At 55.1% G+C, this 21759-nt stretch carries 22 protein-coding genes and 2 pseudogenes; 19 read left to right on the top strand and 5 right to left on the bottom strand.

From position 1 onward, the window contains the following. Positions 1–119 precede the first annotated feature (119 nt). The 7 genes from BFV63_RS10245 to BFV63_RS10215 all read left to right on the top strand — a co-directional run bounded on the left by BFV63_RS10245 (position 120) and on the right by BFV63_RS10215 (position 6515). The gene (locus BFV63_RS10245; RefSeq protein ID WP_057059212.1) at positions 120–974 is read left to right on the top strand and encodes a glycosyltransferase family 17 protein; all 855 of its coding nucleotides are present in this window, start codon (positions 120–122) and stop codon (positions 972–974) included. A 102-nt stretch (positions 975–1076) separates the two neighbouring features. Further along, complete coding sequence (locus BFV63_RS10240) at positions 1077–1382, top strand: DUF1161 domain-containing protein (RefSeq protein WP_003857424.1); 306 nt, start codon at positions 1077–1079, stop codon at positions 1380–1382. A gap of 130 nt (positions 1383–1512) precedes the next feature. Next, positions 1513–3951 (top strand): selenate/tellurate reductase subunit YnfE, encoded by a 2439-nt coding sequence (ynfE, locus tag BFV63_RS10235; protein WP_069597523.1) that lies wholly within the window; start codon positions 1513–1515, stop codon positions 3949–3951. Between the two features lie 10 nt (positions 3952–3961). Further along, positions 3962–4579, top strand: a complete 618-nt coding sequence (locus BFV63_RS10230) for a DMSO/selenate family reductase complex B subunit (protein ID WP_017384545.1) — start codon at positions 3962–3964, stop codon at positions 4577–4579. A 1-nt stretch (position 4580) separates the two neighbouring features. After that, positions 4581–5435, top strand: a complete 855-nt coding sequence (locus tag BFV63_RS10225) for a dimethyl sulfoxide reductase anchor subunit family protein (RefSeq protein WP_048240881.1) — start codon at positions 4581–4583, stop codon at positions 5433–5435. A 44-nt stretch (positions 5436–5479) separates the two neighbouring features. Continuing rightward, positions 5480–6094: a Tat proofreading chaperone DmsD gene (gene dmsD / locus BFV63_RS10220; RefSeq protein WP_045894585.1), complete on the top strand. Its 615-nt coding sequence runs from the start codon at positions 5480–5482 to the stop codon at positions 6092–6094. Between the two features lie 109 nt (positions 6095–6203). Beyond that, positions 6204–6515 carry a YebG family protein gene (locus tag BFV63_RS10215; protein WP_032634159.1) on the top strand — a complete coding sequence of 104 codons (312 nt, stop codon included), beginning with the start codon at positions 6204–6206 and terminating at the stop codon, positions 6513–6515. 175 nt (positions 6516–6690) lie between these two features. Here the strand turns inward: BFV63_RS10215 and catA are convergent, their stop codons facing one another. Both catA and BFV63_RS23045 read right to left on the bottom strand, forming a co-directional pair. Continuing rightward, positions 6691–7368, bottom strand: coding sequence for a type A chloramphenicol O-acetyltransferase (gene catA, locus BFV63_RS10210; RefSeq protein WP_023314064.1), 678 nt, complete (start codon positions 7366–7368; stop codon positions 6691–6693). Positions 7369–7453: 85 nt separating this feature from the next. Continuing rightward, a pseudogene (locus BFV63_RS23045) lies at positions 7454–7900 on the bottom strand (LysR substrate-binding domain-containing protein); the annotation flags it as partial. A gap of 105 nt (positions 7901–8005) precedes the next feature. Here BFV63_RS23045 and BFV63_RS23580 point away from each other — a divergent pair. From BFV63_RS23580 to clcB, 7 genes and pseudogenes are all read left to right on the top strand, one after another. Continuing rightward, positions 8006–8120: pseudogene (locus tag BFV63_RS23580) on the top strand (alpha/beta hydrolase); the annotation flags it as partial. 292 nt (positions 8121–8412) lie between these two features. Beyond that, entirely contained in the window at positions 8413–9162 is a 750-nt protein-coding gene (locus BFV63_RS10195; RefSeq protein WP_003857441.1) for a YoaK family protein, read from the top strand. Positions 9163–9412: 250 nt separating this feature from the next. Further along, a complete protein-coding gene (gene osmY, locus BFV63_RS10190) occupies positions 9413–10123 on the top strand; it encodes an osmoprotectant ABC transporter permease OsmY (protein WP_003857442.1) in 711 nt (236 codons plus the stop codon). An 18-nt stretch (positions 10124–10141) separates the two neighbouring features. Further along, entirely contained in the window at positions 10142–11041 is a 900-nt protein-coding gene (osmX, locus tag BFV63_RS10185; protein ID WP_003857443.1) for an osmoprotectant ABC transporter substrate-binding protein OsmX, read from the top strand. 8 nt (positions 11042–11049) lie between these two features. Then, positions 11050–11697: an osmoprotectant ABC transporter permease OsmW gene (gene osmW, locus BFV63_RS10180; protein ID WP_006808875.1), complete on the top strand. Its 648-nt coding sequence runs from the start codon at positions 11050–11052 to the stop codon at positions 11695–11697. After that, positions 11697–12845 carry an osmoprotectant ABC transporter ATP-binding protein OsmV gene (gene osmV, locus BFV63_RS10175; RefSeq protein WP_003857446.1) on the top strand — a complete coding sequence of 383 codons (1149 nt, stop codon included), beginning with the start codon at positions 11697–11699 and terminating at the stop codon, positions 12843–12845. The genes osmW and osmV overlap by 1 nt, the downstream gene beginning before the upstream one ends. Before the next feature lie 105 nt (positions 12846–12950). Next, the gene (gene clcB, locus BFV63_RS10170) at positions 12951–14261 is read left to right on the top strand and encodes a voltage-gated ClC-type chloride channel ClcB (RefSeq protein ID WP_048240888.1); all 1311 of its coding nucleotides are present in this window, start codon (positions 12951–12953) and stop codon (positions 14259–14261) included. Here the strand turns inward: clcB and bioD are convergent. The 3 genes from bioD to BFV63_RS10155 all read right to left on the bottom strand — a co-directional run bounded on the left by bioD (position 14196) and on the right by BFV63_RS10155 (position 17268). After that, entirely contained in the window at positions 14196–14891 is a 696-nt protein-coding gene (bioD, locus tag BFV63_RS10165) for a dethiobiotin synthase (RefSeq protein ID WP_015570628.1), read from the bottom strand. The two genes, clcB and bioD, sit on opposite strands and share 66 nt — an antisense overlap. 129 nt (positions 14892–15020) lie before the next feature. Continuing rightward, entirely contained in the window at positions 15021–16241 is a 1221-nt protein-coding gene (mlc, locus tag BFV63_RS10160) for a sugar metabolism global transcriptional regulator Mlc (RefSeq protein WP_003857451.1), read from the bottom strand. 121 nt (positions 16242–16362) lie between these two features. Then, positions 16363–17268 (bottom strand): multidrug efflux transcriptional activator YnfL/SxtR(Kp), encoded by a 906-nt coding sequence (locus BFV63_RS10155; protein ID WP_003857454.1) that lies wholly within the window; start codon positions 17266–17268, stop codon positions 16363–16365. 121 nt (positions 17269–17389) lie between these two features. Between BFV63_RS10155 and BFV63_RS10150 the strand changes: the two genes are divergently transcribed. The 5 genes from BFV63_RS10150 to BFV63_RS10135 all read left to right on the top strand — a co-directional run bounded on the left by BFV63_RS10150 (position 17390) and on the right by BFV63_RS10135 (position 21758). Continuing rightward, positions 17390–18643, top strand: a complete 1254-nt coding sequence (locus tag BFV63_RS10150) for a multidrug efflux MFS transporter YnfM/SxtP(Kp) (protein WP_017384556.1) — start codon at positions 17390–17392, stop codon at positions 18641–18643. 74 nt (positions 18644–18717) lie between these two features. Then, a complete protein-coding gene (locus tag BFV63_RS10145) occupies positions 18718–20202 on the top strand; it encodes a carboxypeptidase M32 (RefSeq protein WP_048240890.1) in 1485 nt (494 codons plus the stop codon). A gap of 149 nt (positions 20203–20351) precedes the next feature. Then, positions 20352–20657, top strand: coding sequence for an acid resistance repetitive basic protein Asr (gene asr / locus BFV63_RS10140; protein WP_003857459.1), 306 nt, complete (start codon positions 20352–20354; stop codon positions 20655–20657). Positions 20658–20749: 92 nt separating this feature from the next. Next, on the top strand, positions 20750–20833 hold the full coding sequence (ydgU, locus tag BFV63_RS23575) for a small membrane protein YdgU (protein WP_057979992.1): 84 nt from the start codon (positions 20750–20752) through the stop codon (positions 20831–20833). 103 nt (positions 20834–20936) lie between these two features. Continuing rightward, positions 20937–21758, top strand: a complete 822-nt coding sequence (locus tag BFV63_RS10135) for a trypsin-like serine peptidase (RefSeq protein WP_003857461.1) — start codon at positions 20937–20939, stop codon at positions 21756–21758. Position 21759 lies beyond the last annotated feature (1 nt).

Below are 21759 nucleotides of genomic sequence, written 5' to 3'. Positions count from 1 at the left end.
CTCTTCGCGCTGTATAAATCCGTCGTTTGCATTGACGAGACCTGCCAAAGTGGCTACTTTGGGCGCGGAAGATTCCACACTATTATAAAATTAGATTCTTAAATTTTCGGGTTAACATCATGATTTACGACTGTTTTTTATACTATGACGAAGATATGTTGCTCGACATCAGATTACATACTCTCGCTGATGTTGTTGACCGTTTTGTCATTGTAGAAGCAACACACTCTTTTACGGGCATACCGCGAGAATTGCATTTCGATATTACGAAGTTTGCCAAATTCAAAGACAAAATCATTTACGTGCCTTTTGACGCGCAGCCTATTTTAAACCGGGCGGATAATAACCAGGTTGATACATGGGCAAATGAAGCAGCGCTTCGCAACTCCATTATGAACGGGTTAAAAGACGCGGCAGACGACGATCTGATTCTGGTGTCAGACGTTGACGAAATCTTCTCTCCCGACACGGTCAGGGCCATTAATCCGCGCGCGCTCTGCACGACTATTCATCAAAACGTATTCAACTATCAGTTTAATCTCCAGGTTCACAACACGGATGGTACGCCTAGAAAATGTACTTTGCCGCGCGCGACGTCCTATTACAACCTTAAGCATTTCTTCCACGGTGAGCCTGAATCTTTCCGAAACTGGAAGCGTGCGCGCAAAGATAAAAACTGGTCATGGTTTAAATGGAACTGGCTAAAAATCAATAATAAGATTGTGAAAGATGGCGGCTGGCATTTCTCCTGGGTAATGACCCCAGAAAGAATTTCCGAAAAAATGTCTACCATTTCTCATACCGAATACGATCTGCCGGAATTCAATAACCCGGAACATATTATGAAGGTTATCACCAACGCCGAAGATATCTGGGGACGAGACCGAAAACTGGTCAGGCAAGAGGTATCAAAACGCACCCTGCCTTCTTATCTGGTAGACAATCAGCACCATTATTCGCAATTTATTTTATGACGCAGGCAGGGCTCCAGGACAATTCAGAAAGACAGACCCAAAAACAAAAGCTTACCCTAGCCCTGCTATGCTTACAGTCTACACAGTGAAAAGGAGCTACAGATGAAACGGTTACCCTGGATTACCGCCCTGCTGTTAATGAGTGCTTCACCCGCTCTTCTTGCGGCCCCGGATTCCTGCGAGCGCGTGAAAAGCGACATTCAGCAGAAGATTATCAACAACGGCGTACCGGAGTCTGGCTTTACCCTGAACATCGTCCCGAACGATCAGGCCGATCAGCCGGATGCGCAGGTCGTTGGGCATTGTGCCAACGATACTTTCAAAATTTTGTATACCCGCACCAGTAGCGGCAACTACCCGGTGAGCGGCGCAGGTACGCAGGAGAATGCGCCCGCTGAGCCGCAATGATTTTCCCACTCAATTCCCCTGATTTGACGAGGATTAATATTTAATACCTCTAAATAAGTAACACTCCCCCCATCATTAGCCCGGTTGTAGTCACGGGTGAAAATAATTATTAACAATGATGGGGTGAGTCATGTCCGAAGTTGAACATCACGGCGGGATAAGCCGTCGAACTCTGGTTAAATCTACTGCCATAGGATCTCTGGCGCTTGCCGCCGGTGGGATCGCATTACCTTTTGGTCTGAAAAGCGCCGCCGCCGCTGTGCAGTCCGCTATTCAGCCCGCAGAAGACAAAGTCGTCTGGGGCGCCTGCTCGGTAAACTGCGGTAGCCGTTGTGCGCTGCGTCTGCACGTTCGCGATGACGAAGTCTATTGGGTTGAAACGGATAATACCGGCGAGGATGTTTACGGCAACCATCAGGTTCGCGCCTGCCTGCGAGGCCGTTCAATTCGCCGTCGCATCAATCACCCAGACCGTCTGAACTATCCGATGAAACGCGTGGGCAAACGCGGAGAAGGCAAGTTTGAGCGTATCACCTGGGAAGAAGCGCTGGACACCATCGCCACGAGTCTGAAAAGCGTGGTCGAAAAATACGGCAACGAAGCGGTCTACATTAACTACTCCTCCGGAATTGTAGGCGGCAACATCACCCGTTCCTCCCCTTACGCCTCGCTGGTCGCGCGCCTGATGAACTGCTACGGCGGCTTCCTCAGCCACTACGGCACCTACAGCACCGCGCAGATCGCCTGCGCAATGCCCTACACCTACGGCAGCAACGACGGCAACAGCACATCGGATATCGAAAACACCAAACTGGTGGTGATGTTCGGCAATAATCCGGCGGAAACGCGCATGAGCGGCGGCGGGATCACATACTACCTTGAGCAGGCGCGCGAACGGTCAAACGCGCGGATGATCGTTATCGATCCGCGTTATACCGACACTGCCGCAGGGCGTGAAGACGAGTGGATCCCGATTCGTCCGGGCACCGATGCCGCGCTGGTGGCAGGTATTGCGTGGGTGCTGATTAATGAAAATCTGGTCGATCAACCTTTCCTCGATAAATACTGCGTGGGTTATGACGAAAAAACCCTGCCGGAAGGCGCACCGGCTAATGGTCATTACAAAGCCTATATTCTCGGCCAGGGTGATGACAAAACCGCGAAAACTCCGGAGTGGGCGTCTCGCATAACGGGCATCCCTGCCGATCGCATCATTAAGCTGGCCCGTGAAATCGGTTCGGCGAAACCGGCCTACATTTGCCAGGGCTGGGGCCCGCAGCGTCAGGCAAACGGGGAGCAAACGTCCCGCGCCATCGCCATGCTGCCGATCCTGACCGGCAACGTCGGCATTAACGGCGGTAACAGCGGCGCACGCGAATCGACCTACACCATCACCATCGAACGCATGCCGCTGCCGGAAAATCCGGTGAAAACGCAAATCTCCTGCTTCAGCTGGACGGATGCCATCGTGCGTGGACCGGAGATGACCGCCCTGCGCGACGGCGTACGCGGCAAAGATAAGCTCGATGCGCCGATCAAGTTCATCTGGAACTACGCGGGTAATACCATCATCAACCAGCACTCCGATATCAACAAAACTCACGACATTTTGCAGGATGAGAGCAAGTGCGAAACGATCGTCGTCATTGATAACTTCATGACCTCGTCTGCGAAGTATGCCGATATTGTTCTGCCGGATCTGATGACCGTCGAGCAGGAAGATATCATCCCCAACGATTACGCCGGCAACATGGGATACCTGATTTTCCTCCAGCCGGTTACCGCCCCGAAGTTCGAGCGCAAGCCCATTTACTGGATCATGAGCGAAGTGGCGAAACGCCTCGGACCGGATATCCATCAGAAATTCACCGAAGGCCGTACGCAGGAGCAGTGGCTGCGCTACCTGTACGCCAAAATGGTCGCCAAAGATCCGCTGCTGCCGTCCTACGACGCGCTGAAAAAAATGGGTATTTATAAGCGCAAAGATCCAAATGGACATTTTGTGGCCTATAAAAAATTCCGTGACGATCCGGATGCCAATCCGCTGAAAACCCCGTCGGGCAAAATCGAGATCTACTCCAGCAAGCTGGCGGATATTGCGGCAACCTGGGAACTGCAAAAAGACGAAACCATCACCCCGCTGCCGGTCTATACCTCAACCTTTGAAGGCTGGGACGCGCCCGAGCGCAGCAAATTCCCGCTGCAACTGTTCGGTTTCCACTTTAAAGCCCGTACCCACTCCAGTTACGGCAACGTAGATGTGCTCCAGGCCGCCTGTCGCCAGGAGGTGTGGCTTAACCCTGTGGATGCAGAGCAACGAGGTATCAAAAATGGGGATATGGTGCGCGTCTTCAACGACCGCGGCGAAGTGCGCATTGCTGCGAAAGTCACCCCGCGCATCATGCCCGGCGTAAGCGCGATGGGCCAGGGCGCCTGGCATGACGCCAACATGAACGGCGATCGTGTCGATCACGGCTCCTGCATCAATACCCTGACCACGCACCGCCCGTCACCGCTGGCGAAAGGCAACCCGCAGCACACGAACCTGGTGCAGATCGAGAAGGCATAAGGATTAACCGATGACAACCCAGTATGGATTTTTTATTGATTCCAGCCGCTGCACCGGGTGCAAAACCTGCGAGCTGGCCTGCAAGGATTACAAAGACCTGACCCCGGACGTTAGCTTCCGTCGTATTTATGAATATGCGGGCGGCGACTGGCAGGAGGATAACGGCGTCTGGCATCAGAATGTCTTCGCCTATTACCTGTCGATTGCCTGCAACCACTGCGAAGATCCGGCCTGCACCAAGGTCTGCCCGAGCGGGGCAATGCACAAGCGCGACGACGGTTTTGTGGTGGTGGACGAGGATGTCTGCATCGGCTGTCGCTACTGCCACATGGCCTGCCCGTACGGCGCGCCGCAGTACAATGCCGCCAAAGGCCACATGACCAAGTGCGACGGCTGCCACAGCCGGGTGGCGGACGGCAAAAAGCCCATCTGCGTCGAATCCTGCCCGCTGCGCGCGCTGGACTTTGGCCCGATTGAGGAGCTGCGCAAAAAACACGGCCAGCTTGCTGCCGTCGCGCCGCTGCCGTCTGCGCACTTCACAAAGCCGAGTATTGTGATTAAACCTAACGCCAACAGCCGTCCGACGGGGGACACCACCGGCTACCTGGCAAACCCGAAGGAGGTGTGAGATGGGAAGTGGATGGCATGAATGGCCGCTGATGATCTTCACCGTTTTCGGGCAGTGCGTGGCCGGCGCGTTAATCGTGATGGGCTTCGTCTGGCTTAAGGAAAATGATGACAAGGCCAGAATGCGCATCGTGCGCAGCCTGTTTTTTCTCTGGCTGGTAATGGGTATTGGGTTTATGGCTTCGGTGCTGCATCTTGGCTCCCCGCTGCGTGCCTTCAACTCGCTTAACCGCGTGGGCGCGTCAGCGCTGAGTAATGAGATCGCGGCGGGTTCGCTCTTCTTTGCCGTGGGCGGTTTCTGGTGGCTGGTGTCGGTTATCGGTAAAATGCCCCCAGCTTTGGGCAAAATCTGGCTGGTTGTCAGCCAGCTTCTGGGTATCGTTTTTGTCTGGGCGATGACCCGGGTCTATCAGATAGAGACTGTCCCGACCTGGTATACGGGTTACACCACGCTGAGCTTCTTCCTGACGATGGTCCTTGCTGGTCCTCTGCTGGCCGCGCTGCTGCTACGCGTCGCAAACGTGACATTCAAAGGTACTCTTGCCGCGTCTGTCAGCGTACTGGCAATTATCGTCTGCGTGGCGGTCGTCGTGTTGCAAAGCAATACGCTGGGGACGATACAGAGTTCCATCCAGCAGGCCAGCGCCCTGCTGCCAGATTATGGTTCGCTTCAGGTATGGCGCATCGCGTTGCTGGCGGCGGGTTTAGGCTGCTGGATCTGCCCGCTTATTCGTCGTCAGGAGCAAAAAACGCTCGGCCTGTTTGCAGGTGTCGTTCTGGTGATGCTGGGTGAACTGATTGGCCGTGGGCTATTTTATGGTCTGCATATGACCGCAGGGTTAGCAATTGCAGGTTAACACAGGTGCGCGGGGCTACCCGCGCGCAAGTAAGGAAAGTTATAATGAATGATGTCTCACACCGCGAATCGTTCGCGTTCAGCGCCCGGGTACTGGGCGCGCTGTTTTATTTCGCCCCAGACAGCGAGCAGACCGCGCCGCTGGTGAGTGCCCTGACCGCAGGTGACTGGGTTCAGGACTGGCCGCTGGCGGAGGAAAACCTGCTGCCTGTCGCCAGTATGTTTAAGACCCCATCGGATGAAGCGTTGAAAGACGCCTGGCAGCGTCTGTTTATTGGCCCGTATGCCCTGCCCGCCCCCCCGTGGGGCTCGGTCTGGCTTGATCGCGAGTCAGTGCTGTTTGGCGATTCGACCCTCGCGTTGCGTCAGTGGATGCGTGAAAACCATATCGCCTTTGAGATGCAGCAGAATGAGCCTGAAGATCATTTCGGAACGTTGCTGATGCTGGCGGCATGGCTTGCCGAGAACGGTCGCGAAACAGAACGCGACCAGCTTCTGGCCTGGCATCTGCTGCCATGGAGCACGCGTTTCCTGACCGTATTCGTTGAAAACGCGGCTCATCCTTTCTACGCGGCGCTGGGTAAACTGGCTCAATTGACCCTGGCGGAATGGCAGTCCACTTTGCTGATCCCGATTGCCGAAAAAACGCTGTACCGATAACAGCACCTGGCTTGTCCACCCGTTGTGCAGGCCAGGTTCGCACATTTTTGCTGCAACACAACTTCACAACTGCTATACTGTATATAATTACAGTATATGGGGGTGCGCAATGGCTGTTGAAACAAAATTTGTTGTCGTAAGAAAAGGTGAAGAGAAAATGACATTTGCCAGTAAGAAAGAGGCTGACGCTCACGACAAACTGCTCGATATGGCAGAAGCGTTCACTGACTGGCTGTTGCAAAGCGGAATGCAGATGGATGAAACGCAGGCGGAGAACCTTGGTCTGTATCTCGCCGAGCAGAAAGAGTCCGTGCAGCATATCCTGCGTACCAGCAAGCTTCCCGAGCTCAATGCTGCAACGGATAAAACAGCATCAGATGCGGATAGCAGCAAAAAAATCCGGGCCGTCAAAGCCGCCTGATCGTCAGAACGACTCATCACCTGTCATGCCGCCGCGGGCCGGAAACGGCTCGCGGCTTAATCATGCATTATTTCGATCTTCTCGAAAACAATGCGATTGAATATTTTAATCTGTTCTGGCGTAAAATTTGGTTACAGCATTTCCTCTCGTCAGACGTATGTTAAAAACATGTGAATCACACGTTCGGCGCCTCTGAATGGTGTGGTAAATTATCACATAACTCTTGCAACTCGTTGATCATCCTGGCTACATGGAAGCCATCACAAACAGAATGATGCACCTGAACGGCGAAAGGCAACAAGACTTTTTCATCCTGGTTATAGTATTTTCCAAACGTGAACATGGGCGCGAAAAAATTCCGCATGTTAGCGACGTTGACGTTAAAACTGCTAAAACTGACCCACGGAATATCAGATATGAAAAATATATTCTCCCGGGACTCTTCCTTAGGCCAGTAAGCAAGGATATTGCCATAGCGGGCAACATCTTCTGCATAAACGCGCTGAAAATGGTGAATATTTCCATCGTAATGACTCCACAACGATGAAAACGTTTCCGTTTCTTTATGGAAAAGGGTATAGCTTGGATGAACCTCATTCCATATTACAAGCTCATCATCCTTCATGGCCATACGGAATTCCGGATGCCGGTTTACGACGTGAGAAATAAGGGAAATAATCGCAGGATAAAATTTCCAGCCAACCTCTTTGATATGCTTTAGCAGCACGGTAATGTCCAGCTGAACCGTTTGGTTAAATGTAGATTGAGCAAAGCCCTGAAATACTTCAAAGTGTTCCTTTCTTGCCCAACGTGATAAGTCAACTACCGTATATTCTGGCGTTATTTTTGTCATTTCAGAGCCTTAGTTGAGCTGCGCTATATAAAATAGTAGCGTATCACAAACGCAGGGGCTGTATAGACCGTAGCGCAGAGGCACCCTAAATTTTCAGCGTATCAATCACCGCTCTCAGCGCCGGGGATACGTTGCGGTGTGGATAATAGAGGTACAGTCCGTCCATCCGCAGGCTATAGCGCTGTAAAACGCGTATAAGCGTGCCACGCTCCGGATCGTCACCCATCAGCTCAACCGGGACATAGGCCAGCCCGAGTCCCAGCCGGGCCGCTTCGGCCTCCATGTAGCTGTCGGAAAAGGCCCATTGCCCCTCCGGACGGTGAGTCACTCGCTTCCCATCCTGCACAAGCTCCCATTGATAGTGGTTACCGTCGGCAAACTGGTAGGCAATGCAGGGATGAGCGTCCAGATCGGCGGGCGTCTGCGTAAAACCATAGCGCCGAAAATGCGCCAGGGCGTCAACACAGCCATCTCCATATCGGGCGTGATGCGCACGGCAATCATCCGGCCCCAGCCGGACGCCAGCGTCGAATGAAAACATTCACCCAAACTGTCAGCTGTGCTGCTATGCGCATCGTTAAGTTGAGTTAAAACAATGAATTAGTAAGAAACACGAAATCCTGACGCCCGCGTTTCGATGGTGACAACCTGGGATAAGACCTTCGCCAAGAGCGATAAAGTCGACCACCGCAAGGTGACGTTCGAGAACCGATACGGGATCACCCTGGCTGGCGATCTGTACATTCCCAGGAACATTGGCGACCAGATGCTGGCTTCTCTTCTCGTCGTTGTGAAATACACCTATGTCTACACTGAATCAAATCCCATCCCGCTCCAGCGAGCATGCATACTGGGCCGGTATTTATGCCCGCCAGTCTGCTCGCGTCATCAGCAATAAAGCATTATATTAACAAGGTTATTTTATTTAATTACAAAACCTCGCACTCCTCCCGTTGAAATAATAATTAAGCAATATCCTGGTCAGCCAGCGACATCGCTTTGTTAGCTTGAGCGTTCAGGCAAAGCTCAAACCGGAGGTATTCTTTGCTGATTAAATTAAAGAAAGAACGAACGCATCAGGAGGATCGTCGTCTTGCCCTCTGGCTGGCGACCTCCGCGGGACTGCTGAATGCCATTGCGCTGGGCGCGTTCGGCTTTTTTCCCTCGCATATGACGGGCAATACCTCGCAGCTATCCAGCGAAGTTTCCTCCACCGATCTCAGCGATATTCTTTTCTTCGGCGCCATTATTCTTTCGTTTGTCTCAGGCGCCATCGCTGCGCGGATTATTGTTATCTGGGGGATTATCCATAACATCAGGCTGGTATTCAGCCAGGTTCTGTTTGTTGAAGGGCTATTACTGGCAGGGGTATCCCTGTACGAAATGTATTTTCACTCCTTTGCCACGAATCAGGAGATAATTATTTTCCTGTGCGGGTTGATGGGAATTCATAATTCCACCTCCACTCAGCTATCCGGTGGACGGGTAAGATCCACACACATCACCGGCACGCTGACCGATGCGGGCATTTCGCTGGCCTCCGTTATGGTCGCCATGCTGCGCCGGGATTATTCCAAAGATACGGCCGCGCAAAAGAGTCAGCTCAAAACCCATTTAACTACCCTTTTCTCCTTTATCAGCGGAGGTATCGCGGGGCTGATCCTGTTCAGAGAGTTTGGATTCCACGCGATGCTGGCGCTGGGCCTGATGCTGGTGGTCGTCGCCGCCTTCTCTATCGTCCGCATCTCGTGGCGGGTACGAAAAGTGCGCGCCGCGCTTAGTCGACAGGTTTAATCAGCATGCCTTACGTGACATTGTCACGTAAGGCATGCTTCTTTAAGACTATTCTGCCTGCCCACTGACAGCCCTTATGCCATAAGGCTTCACCCAGGTTGTCACTAATTTCATAGGGTTACTGTTTTACCCCCTTCGCTGGAACCCTTCCGTTTCGCTTGCTATAGGTGAAGTACCCCTGCCGAAACATGGCATAACAACAGGCAACCGGTGGTTGCTATAACGCATGCGCACAGGGAGACACACCGCAATGCACCCATTACTTAAACGTTCGCTGCTTTTTGTCGGCGCGATTATCGTGGTTCTCGCTCTCCTCACCTGGGGAATTGGACTGGAGACGATTAAGGCGCGCCAGGTTGACCTGATCTACCTCGGGCAACAGCACCTGATTCTGGTCTTTTCATCAATGTTCTTTGCCCTGCTGGTGGGCATTCCAAGCGGTATTCTGCTGAGCCGTCCGGCCGCGCGTGGTATCGCCGAATATGTGATGCAAATCTTTAACGTGGGTAACACCCTGCCGCCGCTGGCCGTTCTGGCGCTGGCGATGGTGGTGATTGGCATCGGTGATAAACCGGCCATTATCGCCCTCTTTCTGGCCTCTCTGCTGCCGATTGTGCGTAACACCTATGCCGGGCTGTGCTCTGTTCCCGCGTCGTTGCTGGAAGCGGCAAACGGTATCGGCATGACCAAATGGCAGCGCCTGCGTCAGGTTGAGATCCCTAACGCGTGGCCGGTGATGCTTTCTGGTATTCGCATTGCCACTGCGATTAACGTCGGTACCGCACCGCTGGCATTCCTGATTGGCGCCAGCAGCTACGGCGAGCTGATTTTCCCTGGGATCTACCTGAATGACTTCCCGACGCTGATCCTGGGCGCGGCGGCCACCGCCCTGTTCGCCCTGATTCTGGATACGCTGCTGGCGGCACTGGGTCGACTACTGAGCCCGCATCTCGCGCGATAATTATAACAAGGAGCTTCTATGAGACTGTTTTCCGGCCTGACGGCGCTATGCGCCGCCGCGCTCTTCACCAGCCAGGCGCTCGCCGCGCCGCTGATCCTGGCAACCAAGAGCTTTACCGAGCAGCACATTCTCTCGGCCATGACCGTGCAGTATCTGCAAAAGAAAGGGTTTCAGGTGCAGCCGCAGACCAATATTGCAACGGTGATTTCCCGTAACGCGATGATCAACAAGCAGATTGATATGACCTGGGAGTACACCGGCACGTCGCTGATCATCTTCAACCACATCAACAAACGCATGTCGCCGCAGGAGTCATACGAGACGGTGAAACGCCTCGACGCGAAGCACGGTCTGGTGTGGCTTAAACCTGCCGATATGAACAATACCTATGCCTTTGCCATGCAGCGCAAGCGCGCCGAGGCTGAACATATCAATACCATGTCTGAGATGGTGGCAAAGATTGAGCAGATCCGTAAAACCGATCCGGATAACAACTGGCTGCTGGGCCTTGACCTGGAATTTGCCGGACGCAGCGACGGGATGAAGCCGTTGCAGGCGGCCTACAAGATGGAGCTGGACCGCCCGCAGATCCGCCAGATGGATCCGGGCCTGGTCTATAACGCGGTGCGCGACGGGTTTGTCGATGCGGGGCTGATCTACACCACCGACGGGCGCGTAAAGGGCTTCGATCTTAAAGTGCTGGAAGACGATAAAGGCTTCTTCCCGAGTTATGCCGTGACGCCAGTTGTTCGAAAAGACACGCTGGAGGCTAACCCGGGGCTGGAGGAGGCGCTGAACACCCTCTCAGCCCAGCTCAATAACGACGTTATCACCGACCTGAATAAGAAGGTGGATATCGACCATCAGTCACCGCAGCAGGTCGCCCGTGATTTCCTGCGTAGCAAACAGTTGCTGTAGGAGGCGCTATGGAGACAATTCACTATATTCTCGACAACTGGGACTATCTCTTAACCCTGACGCTGCAACACCTGTGGCTGGTGGCACTCGCCGTCGGCCTGGCGATTATTATTGGCGTGCCGCTGGGCATTTTAATTGTCCGCCATAAATGGCTGGCAACGCCGGTGCTGGGGATTGCCACCATTGTGCTCACCATCCCGTCAATTGCGCTTTTCGGCCTGATGATCCCGCTCTTTTCGCTGATCGGTCAGGGCATTGGCGCCCTGCCCGCGATTACTGCGGTGTTCCTCTATTCGCTGCTGCCGATTGTGCGTAACACCCATACGGCGCTCGACAGCCTGCCCCCCGGCCTGCGAGAAGCGGGACGCGGCATCGGCATGACCTTCTGGCAGCGTCTGCGCTGGGTGGAAATCCCGATGGCGCTGCCGGTGATTTTTGGCGGCATCCGCACCGCCGTGGTAATGAACATCGGCGTCATGGCGATTGCCGCCGTGATCGGCGCGGGCGGTCTGGGCCTGCTGCTGCTTAACGGTATTGGCGGGAGTGATATTCGTATGTTGATTGCGGGCGCGCTGATGATTTGTCTTTTAGCGATTGTGCTCGACTGGTTGCTGCACCGTTTGCAGGTGGTACTGACTCCGAAGGGGATTCGATAATGATAAAACTGGAAAACCTCACCAAACAATTTTCACAGAAACACGGCCAGACGTTTAAGGCCGTCGACAACGTCAACCTGAACGTGCCTGAAGGGGAAATGTGCGTGCTGCTCGGCCCGTCCGGCTGCGGGAAAACCACTACCCTGAAGATGATCAACCGTCTCATTACGCCAAGTAGCGGGACAATCCTGATTAACGGCGAAGACACCAGCGGAATGGACACCGTGACCCTGCGCCGCAACATTGGCTACGTGATCCAGCAGATTGGCCTGTTCCCGAACATGACCATCGAAGAGAACATTACCGTCGTGCCGCGCATGCTGGGCTGGGACAAGGCACGCTGTAAATCCCGTGCCGAAGAGCTGATGGATATGGTGGCAATGGATCCGCATAAATTCCTTCACCGCTATCCGCGCGAAATGTCCGGCGGGCAGCAGCAGCGTATCGGCGTCATCCGCGCGCTGGCAGCCGATCCTCCGGTCCTGCTGATGGATGAACCGTTCGGTGCAGTCGACCCGATCAACCGTGAGGTGATCCAGAACCAATTCCTTGAGATGCAGCGCAAGCTGAAAAAGACCGTGATGCTGGTGAGCCACGATATTGACGAAGCGCTGAAGCTGGGCGACCGTATTGCCGTCTTCCGTCAGGGGCGTATCGTGCAGTGCGCCAGCCCGGACGAGCTGCTGGCGAAACCCGCGAATGAGTTTGTTGGCTCGTTTGTTGGTCAGGACCGGACGTTGAAACGCCTGCTGCTGGTATCGGCGGGCGACGTCACCGACCAGCAGCCTACCATTACGGTACGCGAATCGACGCCGCTGCCGGAGGCCTTCGCCACCATGGATGACAACGATATTCGCGCCATTACCGTGGTTGATGAGCACGGCAAACCGCTCGGCTTTGTGAAGCGCCGCGAAGCGCGTAACGCCAGCGGCAGCTGCGGGGATATTCTGCATCCGTTCCGTATGACCGGTAAGGCCGAGGATAACCTGCGCGTGGTGCTTTCTCGCCTGTATGAGAGCAACACCAGCTGGATGCCGATTGTGGACGAGGACGGACGCTATAACGGCGAGATATCCCAGGATTATATTGCGGAGTATTTGAGTTCAGGGCGTACGCGCCGGGCATTAAATATTCATAGCGAGAGTTAAGCATTCAGGCCGGGTACTGCCCGGCCATTTTCCGCACGCATACCTTTTGCTAACCTCCCGATTTCCCGCCACAATATTGTATCGTCCCCGTTAAATCACGACTTCATGCAACGTCTTCACGCTTACCCCGACATCCGCGCGATGTTTCGCCGTCTCCTGATTGCTACCGTCACCGGCGTGCTGGCGGCGCTGGCCGTTGCGGTGTTCCGCCACAGCATGTATCTGCTGGAGTGGCTATTTCTCAGCAACGAAAGCGGAAGTCTGGTGAACGCCGCAGCCGCGTTATCGCCCTGGCGGCGGGCGCTGACGCCTGCGCTAGGTGGTCTGGCCGCGGGAGTGCTACTGTGGGGATGGCAGCGCATGACGGCACAACGTCCCCACGCCCCCACCGATTATATGGAAGCGCTGGAAACAGGTGACGGCCAGTTTGATTACGGCGCCAGCCTGGTGAAATCCCTCGCGTCGTTGCTGGTGGTCGCCAGCGGCAGCGCCATCGGCCGTGAAGGTGCCATGATCCTGCTCGCCGCCTTCGCCGCCTCCTTTTTTGCACAACGTTGTACGCCAAAATCCGAATGGAAACTGTGGATCGCCTGCGGTGCCGCCGCCGGGATGGCCAGCGCCTATCATGCGCCGCTGGCGGGCAGCCTGTTTATCGCAGAGATCCTGTTTGGCACGCTGATGCTGGCCTCCCTCGGCCCGGTGGTGATTGCCGCTGTAGTGGCCCTGCTGACCACCCGCCTGTTAAGTCCCGGCGCGAATACGCTATATGATGTCCATCTCAGCGAGATGCTTACGGCGGTGGATTATTTCCTGATCGTTGGCGTGGGCCTGCTGGCTGGCGTTTGCGGCCCGCTGCTGATGTGGCTGATGGCGGCCAGCCACAGGCTGTTTCTGCGTCTCAAACTCTCACCGCCGTGGCAGCTGGCGCTGGGTGGTCTGATCGTCGGGCTGCTGTCGCTGCTGACGCCAAAAGTATGGGGGAATGGCTATAGCGTGGTTCAGGCGTTTTTGCAGTCGCCGCCGCTGCTGTCGGTGATTGCTGGCGTCTTTATTTGCAAGCTGCTGGCGGTACTGGCAAGCAGCGGGTCCGGCGCGCCGGGAGGCGTGTTCACGCCAACCTTGTTCGTTGGTATGGCAACGGGAATGCTGTTTGCGCAGATCTTTGCGCTGTGGTTTCCTGGCTCTGAGACGGCGATCCTGCTTGGGCTGGCGGGAATGGCGACGCTGCTCGCCGCCACAACGCATGCGCCAATCATGTCGGCCTTGATGGTCTGTGAGATGACCGGGCAGTATTTTTTACTTCCCGGTTTGCTGGTTGCCTGTGTTGTGGCGTCGGTATTGTCGAGAACGCTACGCCACGACTCGATCTACGGCCAGCATACCGCCGAAAGCCGAGAGATCGATATAGTGCGCTAATTCGCGCTGCTCTGCGCGGGGCAGATAAGGCAGTTCGCCCACCAGCGGGCCAGGCAGCTTTTTGCTCAGCACGTCGATGATTTCAGCGTAGTGCGCAAGGCCCGGGTTAATACGATTCGCCACCCAACCAATCAGCGGCAGGCCGTCATTAGCGATAGCCTGCGCCGTCAGCAAGGCATGGTTGATGCACCCTTCCTGGATGCCCACGACCATAATCACCGGCAATTGCTCCTGCACCACCCATTCGGAAAGGGGACGTAAATCGTTCATCAGGCTGCGCCAGCCACCGGTCCCTTCAACGACAACGTGGTCAACCTTTTCACTCAGATTTGCCAGGCCATCAGAAAGCAGGCTGTAGTTGATAAGCCCACTGTGAGCGACGCTGCTTTCCTCTTCGCTTAACGCGATAGGATTGACGGCATCATAAGGCAGTTCCAGAGACGAGACGCTTTGCAGAACCAGGGCGTCCTTATTGCGCAGCCCTTCTGGCGTCTCTTTACTGCCTTTTGCAACCGGCTTGTATCCTGCAACGCGTTTACCGCTTGCCGCCAGGGCCTGGAGTAACGCGCGGGATACGACTGTCTTCCCGACAGACGTATCCGTACCAGTAATAAAGAAACGCTTAAGCATGACTCATTCCACCTCTTGGGTATGCTTCAAAATATAAACCAGGTAAATAATTCAGTGGGGAAAGTCTACGGGATGCGTGCGCTACCGGGCTTGAGATAGCGCAATTTTTCGTACATCTCTGGAAAAGAGTTAGCCCTGTAGCAAACGAATCAGTAACGAGCCGTTGTACATCGCATCTTTTACCAGCGCGGCGCCGGCCATGGTGCCCTGGTTGGAAAATTGCGTACTTTCGACCACGATGTTTTTACTGTACGCGGGAAGCGCCTGCTGATTGATGCAGGCGGAAATCGCCGGAAAGAGTATATCCGCCGCCTGGCTGAGCGGGGAGCCGATCAGTATTTTTTGCGGGTTAAACAGATTCACCATAATGGCCAGAATGCGCCCGACATTATTGCCCACGCCGGTAATAATGTCCTTCGCCAGCAGATCGCCCTGCCTTGCCGCAGCGCACAGTGCCTCGACGCTTAACGGTTGACCGTGCAGCGTGGAGCTCATCGACTGGCTGAGCCGCACTTGCGCCAGCTCCAGCACGCTTTCGACGCTGGCAATCGTTTCCAGACAGCCATGGTTACCGCAGTAGCAGCGTTTTCCGTACGGATCGACCTGCGTATGGCCGATCTCCACCAGGCTACTGCTGCCAGCATGCAACAGACGCCCGTCGGTAATCACACCAGCGCCAACGTTATGATCAATCACCACCTGAATCACGTCGCGCGCGCCCCGGGAAGCGCCAAACAACGCCTCCGCCATCGTCCAGGCGCTGATATCATGCTGAATATAGACCGGTACACCGGTGTGGTTTTCCAGCACGTCGCCCAGCGGCATCTCTTTGACGTTTTCATAAAACGGCATGCGGTGCACAATGCCATTTTCGGTATCAATAATTCCCGGCAGGGTGATCGCAATCGCCGTTAAACGTTCAAGACGCTGCTGGTGACGAATAAAGAACTGGTCGATGTGGGTCAGAATGGCATCGAGAAGTGGTTGCTCTGCATTAAGCGGGAGTTCCAGCCGGTCTTCCACCACCAGCTTGCTGCTGAGGTCGCGCAGCGCGAGGAAGATTTCCCCGCGGCTAATCCGCAGCGACAGGTAGTGCCAGGCTTCCGTTTCCACCACCAGCCCTACCGCCGGACGGCCACGACTGCCCGGCTCCTGAATTTCTGTCTCCTGAACCAGATGGGCTTCCAGCATTTCGCGGACAATCTTGGTAATACTGGCGGGTGCCAGTTGTGCCAGGCGCGAAAGATCGATACGCGAAACCGGACCAAGCTGATCAATCAGGCGATAAACGGCGCCCGCGTTGGTCTGCTTGATCTGATCGATATGCCCTGGCTGACTATCAGCAACCACCTCGTACTCCCTTATTTTCGAGCTTCGAAATAAACTGAGGGCTATGGTGAAGCACTTCAATGGCTGACGTCAAATTTTTACTTAGCCATGTGATTTACTGCACATTTTCGCCCACTTTTCCCTATAAATAACGCCCGCGAGAAGCGGTAATTAATTGTTCTTTGAAACGCTGTGCCGCATGGCTCTGTTCATGATGTTTAGACCACACCAGCCACATCTCTGAGACTGCATCCTGCTCGGCTATCTTCACCCAGCGCATTTCCGGCAATTGTACCCGTTTAAACGAGGCCGGGAGAATCGACACGCCAAGCCCTGCGGCAACGAGACCAATGATCGTCATGGCTTCCCCCACCTCCTGCGCGATAGTCGGGACAAGGCCATATCGCCGCATCAAACCAAGAATATCGTCATACAACCCGGTTCCCACCTGTGGGTCAAAAAAGACAAATGGCTCTTTCGCCAGTTCAGCCAGCGTGACGCTGTGCTGCGCGGCGAGCGGATGATCCCGGGGGATCATCGCCATCAGCGGTTCGCGCAGGATCACCTGCCACGCCAGGGTATCAGGCAACTGCGTGTTACGCATCAGCCCCAGATCGAGCGATCCTTCGTTAAGCGGCGATATCTGCTCGCGAGTATTTATTTCGCGCGTCTGAATATGCACATCCGGAAAGTTACGGCGAAACGAGGATAGCGTTTGTGAAACAGCGCTGATAAAGGGGGCCGATGAGGTAAACCCGATGCGCAGCTCTCCCGTCTCCCCGAGATAAAGCCGTTCCGCTCTGGCGGCGGCGTCCTCCACCATACTCAGGATCTGTCGGCTATCGGCAAGAAACTGTTTTCCCGCCGCCGTCAGGCTCACGCTGCGGTTGGTTCGCGCCAGCAGACGCGCCCCGACCTGCTGCTCCAGGATCTGTATCTGCTGGCTTAGCGGTGGCTGAGAGATATTCAGCCTTGCCGCCGCACGACCAAAATGCAGCTCTTCGGCGACGGCGACAAAATAGCGTAGATGGCGCAGCTCGATATTCATATTTTTAAAGTATCATTTGAGATTATTAATATATTAGACAGAATATTTACATTTTCCTACCCTAATCTTGTGGTCATACCCGTCACCAGAAACCACGGGGATGTTTAAGCAAGGATTATGTGTGAGCCGTACAACGACCGTTGATATCGCGCCGGCCAGCGACATTGATGATTTACCCGCAGCACCGCAGCCGGTTCAGTTTATTAAACGTGGTACCCCCCAGTTTATGCGCGTCACGCTGGCGCTCTTCTCAGCGGGTCTCGCCACTTTCGCCCTGCTCTACTGCGTTCAGCCGATCCTGCCGGTCCTGTCGCATGAATTTGGCGTGTCGCCAGCCAGCAGCAGTATTTCGCTCTCCATTTCAACCGGGATGCTGGCGATCGGTCTGCTGTTCACCGGGCCACTTTCGGATGCCATCGGGCGTAAGCAGGTTATGGTAACGGCGTTAATGCTGGCCTCCGTGTGTACCTTGCTGTCCACCATGATGACCAGCTGGCACGGCATTCTGGTCATGCGCGCGCTGATTGGGTTATCCCTGAGCGGCGTGGCGGCGGTCGGGATGACCTATCTCAGCGAGGAGATCCACCCGAGCTTCGTGGCCTTCTCTATGGGGCTGTACATTAGCGGGAACTCTATCGGCGGGATGAGCGGACGCCTGCTCAGCGGTGTGTTTACTGATTTCTTTAACTGGCGCATTGCGCTGGCCGTTATCGGCTGCTTCGCCCTCGCTTCGGCGCTGATGTTCTGGAAAATCCTGCCGGAATCGCGCCATTTCCGCCCGACCTCCCTGCGTCCGAAAACGTTATTTATCAACTTTCGCCTGCACTGGCGCGATCAAGGGCTGCCCCGTTTGTTCCTGACCGGTTTCCTGCTGATGGGCTCGTTCGTGACGCTGTTCAACTACATTGGCTATCGTCTGATGCTTTCACCGTGGCATCTTAGCCAGGCATTAGTGGGTTTGCTCTCTGTGGCATATCTCACCGGGACATGGAGTTCGCCAAAAGCGGGCGCCATGACCGCGCGCTTCGGCCGTGGTCCGGTGATGCTGGTATCCACCGCCGTGATGCTGTTCGGACTGCTGATGACGCTTTTCTCTTCCCTGTGGCTGATTTTTGCCGGAATGCTGCTCTTCTCTGCGGGCTTCTTTGCCGCGCATTCCGTTGCCAGCAGCTGGATTGGCCCACGCGCGCGCCGCGCTAAAGGTCAGGCTTCGTCACTGTATCTGTTCAGTTACTATCTTGGTTCCAGCATAGCCGGTACGCTCGGCGGGGTGTTCTGGCATAACTACGGCTGGAACGGCGTGGGCGGATTTATTGCGCTGATGCTGTGCGCGGCACTGCTGGTGGGCGCGAGCCTGCATAAACGACTGCATTAACATTCAGCCCTCTTCGTGTTTAAATCGAGCCGATGCTAATTTTTGTCATCGGCTGATTCAGACACGAGGACTTCATGAAAAACAATAACTATCAACAACTCACCCGCACCTTCCAGCGCCTCTCCCGCTTCTCTCACCTCTCCTCCATCGCCAGCTGGGACATGTTCACCATGATGCCGCCAGGCGGCAGCGCCGCGCGCGGTGAAGCGCTGGCGGAGATGAGCGTCCTGCAACATCAGATCCTGACCGATAAAAAAGTGGGTGAATGGCTGGCGGCGGCGGCAGACGAAGATCTGAACGACGTTGAGCTGGCCAACCTGCGTGAAATGACGCGCCACTACCAGCAGGCAACTATACTGCCGGAATCGCTGGTGGAGGCCAAATCGCTGGCGGGCAGCAGGTGTGAACACGCGTGGCGCACTCAGCGTCCGGCCAACGACTGGCAGGGCTTTTCAGCCAACCTGAAAGAGGTGGTGAAACTCAGTCGTGAAGAAGCCCGCCTGCGCGCTGAAGCTAAAGGCTGCACGCCTTACGACGCGCTGCTGGATATCTTTGAACCCGACATGACCAGCGCTCGCCTGGATGTGCTGTTCGGCGATCTGAAGTCCTGGCTACCGGAGTTGCTGGCAAAGGTTGTGGAAAAACAGGCTCAACGATCGTTCGTTCCGCCACAGGGTCCCTTCCCGACCGCCACGCAGCGCGAGCTGGGCCTGGAAGCGATGAAAATGCTTGGCTTCGATTTTAACGGCGGTCGTCTGGACGTTAGCGCCCACCCGTTCTGCGGCGGCGTGCCGGAAGATGTGCGTATCACCACGCGTTACGATGAAGATGAACTGCTCAGCGCGCTTTTCGGCGTGATCCACGAAACCGGACATGCCCGCTACGAGCAAAACCTTCCGCGAGCATGGGCCGGTCAGCCCGTTGCGCTGGCGCGCTCTACGGCGATCCATGAATCCCAGAGCTTGTTCTTTGAAATGCAGCTAGGCCGCAGCGACGCTTTCCTGAAGCATCTGCTTCCGGCGGTTCATGCCCGTTTCGGCAGCCAGGCGGCATTCAGCGAAGAGAATTTCATTGCCTGGAACCAGCGCGTGAAGCCGGGCTACATCCGCGTTGATGCGGATGAAGTGAGCTATCCGGCGCATGTGGTGCTGCGCTATGAGATCGAGCGCGCGCTAATCAATGGCGAAATTGAAGTCGATGATATTCCCGCGTTATGGGATGAGAAAATGCAGGCCTGGCTTGGGTTATCCACCAAAGATAACTATCGCAACGGCTGTATGCAGGATATCCACTGGACCGACGGCGGTTTTGGCTACTTCCCGTCTTACACGCTGGGGGCAATGTATGCGGCACAGCTGTTCCATGCCGCCAAAACTGCGCTGCCCGGGTTGCAGATATCCATTGCCGGGGGCGATTTCTCAGCACTGTTTGACTGGCTGCGTCAGAATATCTGGCAGCACGGCAGCCGTTTCAGCACATCGCAGCTCATCACCCAGGCCACGGGCGAAGACCTGAATATCCGCTACTTCCGCGAACACCTGACGTCCCGCTATCTGTAACCGAACGCGCCGGGGGTCCACCCCGGCGTTGTACATACGGTTACACGCCGATACCAATCACTCACGGAAACCCCGAATTTACAGGGATATAGTTATTTCAACGGCCCCGCAGTGGGGTTAAATGAAAAACCAAATTCGAGGGTATGAAAATGAAAAAAGTATTAGCTCTGGTTGTTGCCGCTGCTATGGGTCTGTCTTCCGCTGCATTCGCGGCTGAAACTACCGCCACCGCAGCGCCTGCGGCTTCCACCGCTGCTCCGGCCAAAACGGTTCACCATAAAAAACATCACAAAGCGGCTAAACCAGCGGCAGAACAGAAAGCGCAGGCCGCTAAAAAGCACCACAAAAAAGCGGCAAAACCAGCGGTAGAGCAGAAAGCCCAGGCGGCTAAAAAGCATCACAAAAAAGCAGCAAAACACGAAGCGGCTAAACCTGCTGCACAGCCAGCAGCGTAAGAGTACAAGCTTAACCGTGCCCTTCGGGGCACGTTGGTAAACCGGCGCTGAACGGGTTTGCGGTCAGCGCCGTTTTTTTATCCGGAGGGCGTATGCTGCGGCGCTATCGGTTTGAGTTCATTCTTATCCTGCTAATTTTATGCGCGCTCATCGCCAGCCACTTTTATCTTTCCTGAATGTAGCACGCTGATTTTACTCCCACTTTCTCGCCGTCGCGTCTATAGTATTTTTATAGGGATCACTTTTAATAATCATAATTACCCCCCACCAGAGTGTGATATGCGTAAATCTGTTGTGTTGTTACTGGGAACGTTTAGCCTTTTTGCTGGCTTTTCACATGCGGATGATGGCGACGATGACGCCATTAGCGCCAAAGAGGTAAAGACGCTGTTTTTTGGTCATGACGATCGTACGCGTGTCACCGATCCTACCGAATCGCCCTGGGATGCCATCGGGCAACTGGAAACCGCCAGCGGCAATTTATGTACTGCAACCCTCATTACGCCACGCCTTGCGCTGACGGCGGGTCATTGCCTGTTAATGCCGCCTGAAGGCAAACCGGATAAAGCGATCGCCCTGCGCTTTGTGTCGCAAAAAGGAATATGGCGCTACGAAATTCACGGTATTGAGGGGCGGGTGGATCCGTCGCTTGGCAAACGCCTGAAACCGGATGGTGATGGCTGGATTGTGCCGCCCGGGGCGGCCTCCTGGGATTTCGGGCTGATCGTTTTACGTTATCCGCCGTCCGGGATCACCCCGCTGCCGCTCTTTGATGGCGATAAAGCCGCGCTCACCGCCGCCCTGAAAGCCGCCGATCGAAAAGTAACGCAGTCAGGCTACCCTGTTGATCACCTCGATTCGCTGTACACCCATACGGACTGCGTGGTGACGGGTTGGGCGCAAAACAGCGTGCTGTCGCATCAGTGCGATACGCTACCGGGTGATAGCGGATCGCCGCTGATGTTAAAAACCGATAACGGCTGGCAGCTGATTGGCGTTCAAAGTTCTGCGCCAGCGGCGAAAGACCGCTGGCGCGCCGATAACCGGGCGTTGTCGGTGACCGGTTTTCGCGACCGGCTGGAAGCCCTGGCGCAGCAGTAGG

It is taken from the genome of Enterobacter hormaechei subsp. xiangfangensis (genome assembly GCF_001729785.1).
GTDB classification, from domain to species: domain Bacteria; phylum Pseudomonadota; class Gammaproteobacteria; order Enterobacterales; family Enterobacteriaceae; genus Enterobacter; species Enterobacter hormaechei_C.
Note: the sequence above shows the minus strand (reverse complement) of the source record. Positions and strands in the feature narration are given on the sequence as shown.

Excerpts from the sequence above, each read along its gene's own strand:
- BFV63_RS10245 (WP_057059212.1), top strand. The coding sequence starts at position 120 with ATGATTTACGACTGTTTTTTATACTATGACGAAGATATGTTGCTCGAC.
- BFV63_RS10240 (WP_003857424.1), top strand. The coding sequence starts at position 1,077 with ATGAAACGGTTACCCTGGATTACCGCCCTGCTGTTAATGAGTGCTTCA.
- ynfE (WP_069597523.1), top strand. The coding sequence starts at position 1,513 with ATGTCCGAAGTTGAACATCACGGCGGGATAAGCCGTCGAACTCTGGTT.
- BFV63_RS10230 (WP_017384545.1), top strand. The coding sequence starts at position 3,962 with ATGACAACCCAGTATGGATTTTTTATTGATTCCAGCCGCTGCACCGGG.
- BFV63_RS10225 (WP_048240881.1), top strand. The coding sequence starts at position 4,581 with ATGGGAAGTGGATGGCATGAATGGCCGCTGATGATCTTCACCGTTTTC.
- dmsD (WP_045894585.1), top strand. The coding sequence starts at position 5,480 with ATGAATGATGTCTCACACCGCGAATCGTTCGCGTTCAGCGCCCGGGTA.
- BFV63_RS10215 (WP_032634159.1), top strand. The coding sequence starts at position 6,204 with ATGGCTGTTGAAACAAAATTTGTTGTCGTAAGAAAAGGTGAAGAGAAA.
- catA (WP_023314064.1), bottom strand. The coding sequence starts at position 7,368 with ATGACAAAAATAACGCCAGAATATACGGTAGTTGACTTATCACGTTGG.
- osmY (WP_003857442.1), top strand. The coding sequence starts at position 9,413 with ATGCACCCATTACTTAAACGTTCGCTGCTTTTTGTCGGCGCGATTATC.
- osmX (WP_003857443.1), top strand. The coding sequence starts at position 10,142 with ATGAGACTGTTTTCCGGCCTGACGGCGCTATGCGCCGCCGCGCTCTTC.
- osmW (WP_006808875.1), top strand. The coding sequence starts at position 11,050 with ATGGAGACAATTCACTATATTCTCGACAACTGGGACTATCTCTTAACC.
- osmV (WP_003857446.1), top strand. The coding sequence starts at position 11,697 with ATGATAAAACTGGAAAACCTCACCAAACAATTTTCACAGAAACACGGC.
- clcB (WP_048240888.1), top strand. The coding sequence starts at position 12,951 with ATGCAACGTCTTCACGCTTACCCCGACATCCGCGCGATGTTTCGCCGT.
- bioD (WP_015570628.1), bottom strand. The coding sequence starts at position 14,891 with ATGCTTAAGCGTTTCTTTATTACTGGTACGGATACGTCTGTCGGGAAG.
- BFV63_RS10155 (WP_003857454.1), bottom strand. The coding sequence starts at position 17,268 with ATGAATATCGAGCTGCGCCATCTACGCTATTTTGTCGCCGTCGCCGAA.
- BFV63_RS10145 (WP_048240890.1), top strand. The coding sequence starts at position 18,718 with ATGAAAAACAATAACTATCAACAACTCACCCGCACCTTCCAGCGCCTC.
- asr (WP_003857459.1), top strand. The coding sequence starts at position 20,352 with ATGAAAAAAGTATTAGCTCTGGTTGTTGCCGCTGCTATGGGTCTGTCT.
- ydgU (WP_057979992.1), top strand. The coding sequence starts at position 20,750 with ATGCTGCGGCGCTATCGGTTTGAGTTCATTCTTATCCTGCTAATTTTA.
- BFV63_RS10135 (WP_003857461.1), top strand. The coding sequence starts at position 20,937 with ATGCGTAAATCTGTTGTGTTGTTACTGGGAACGTTTAGCCTTTTTGCT.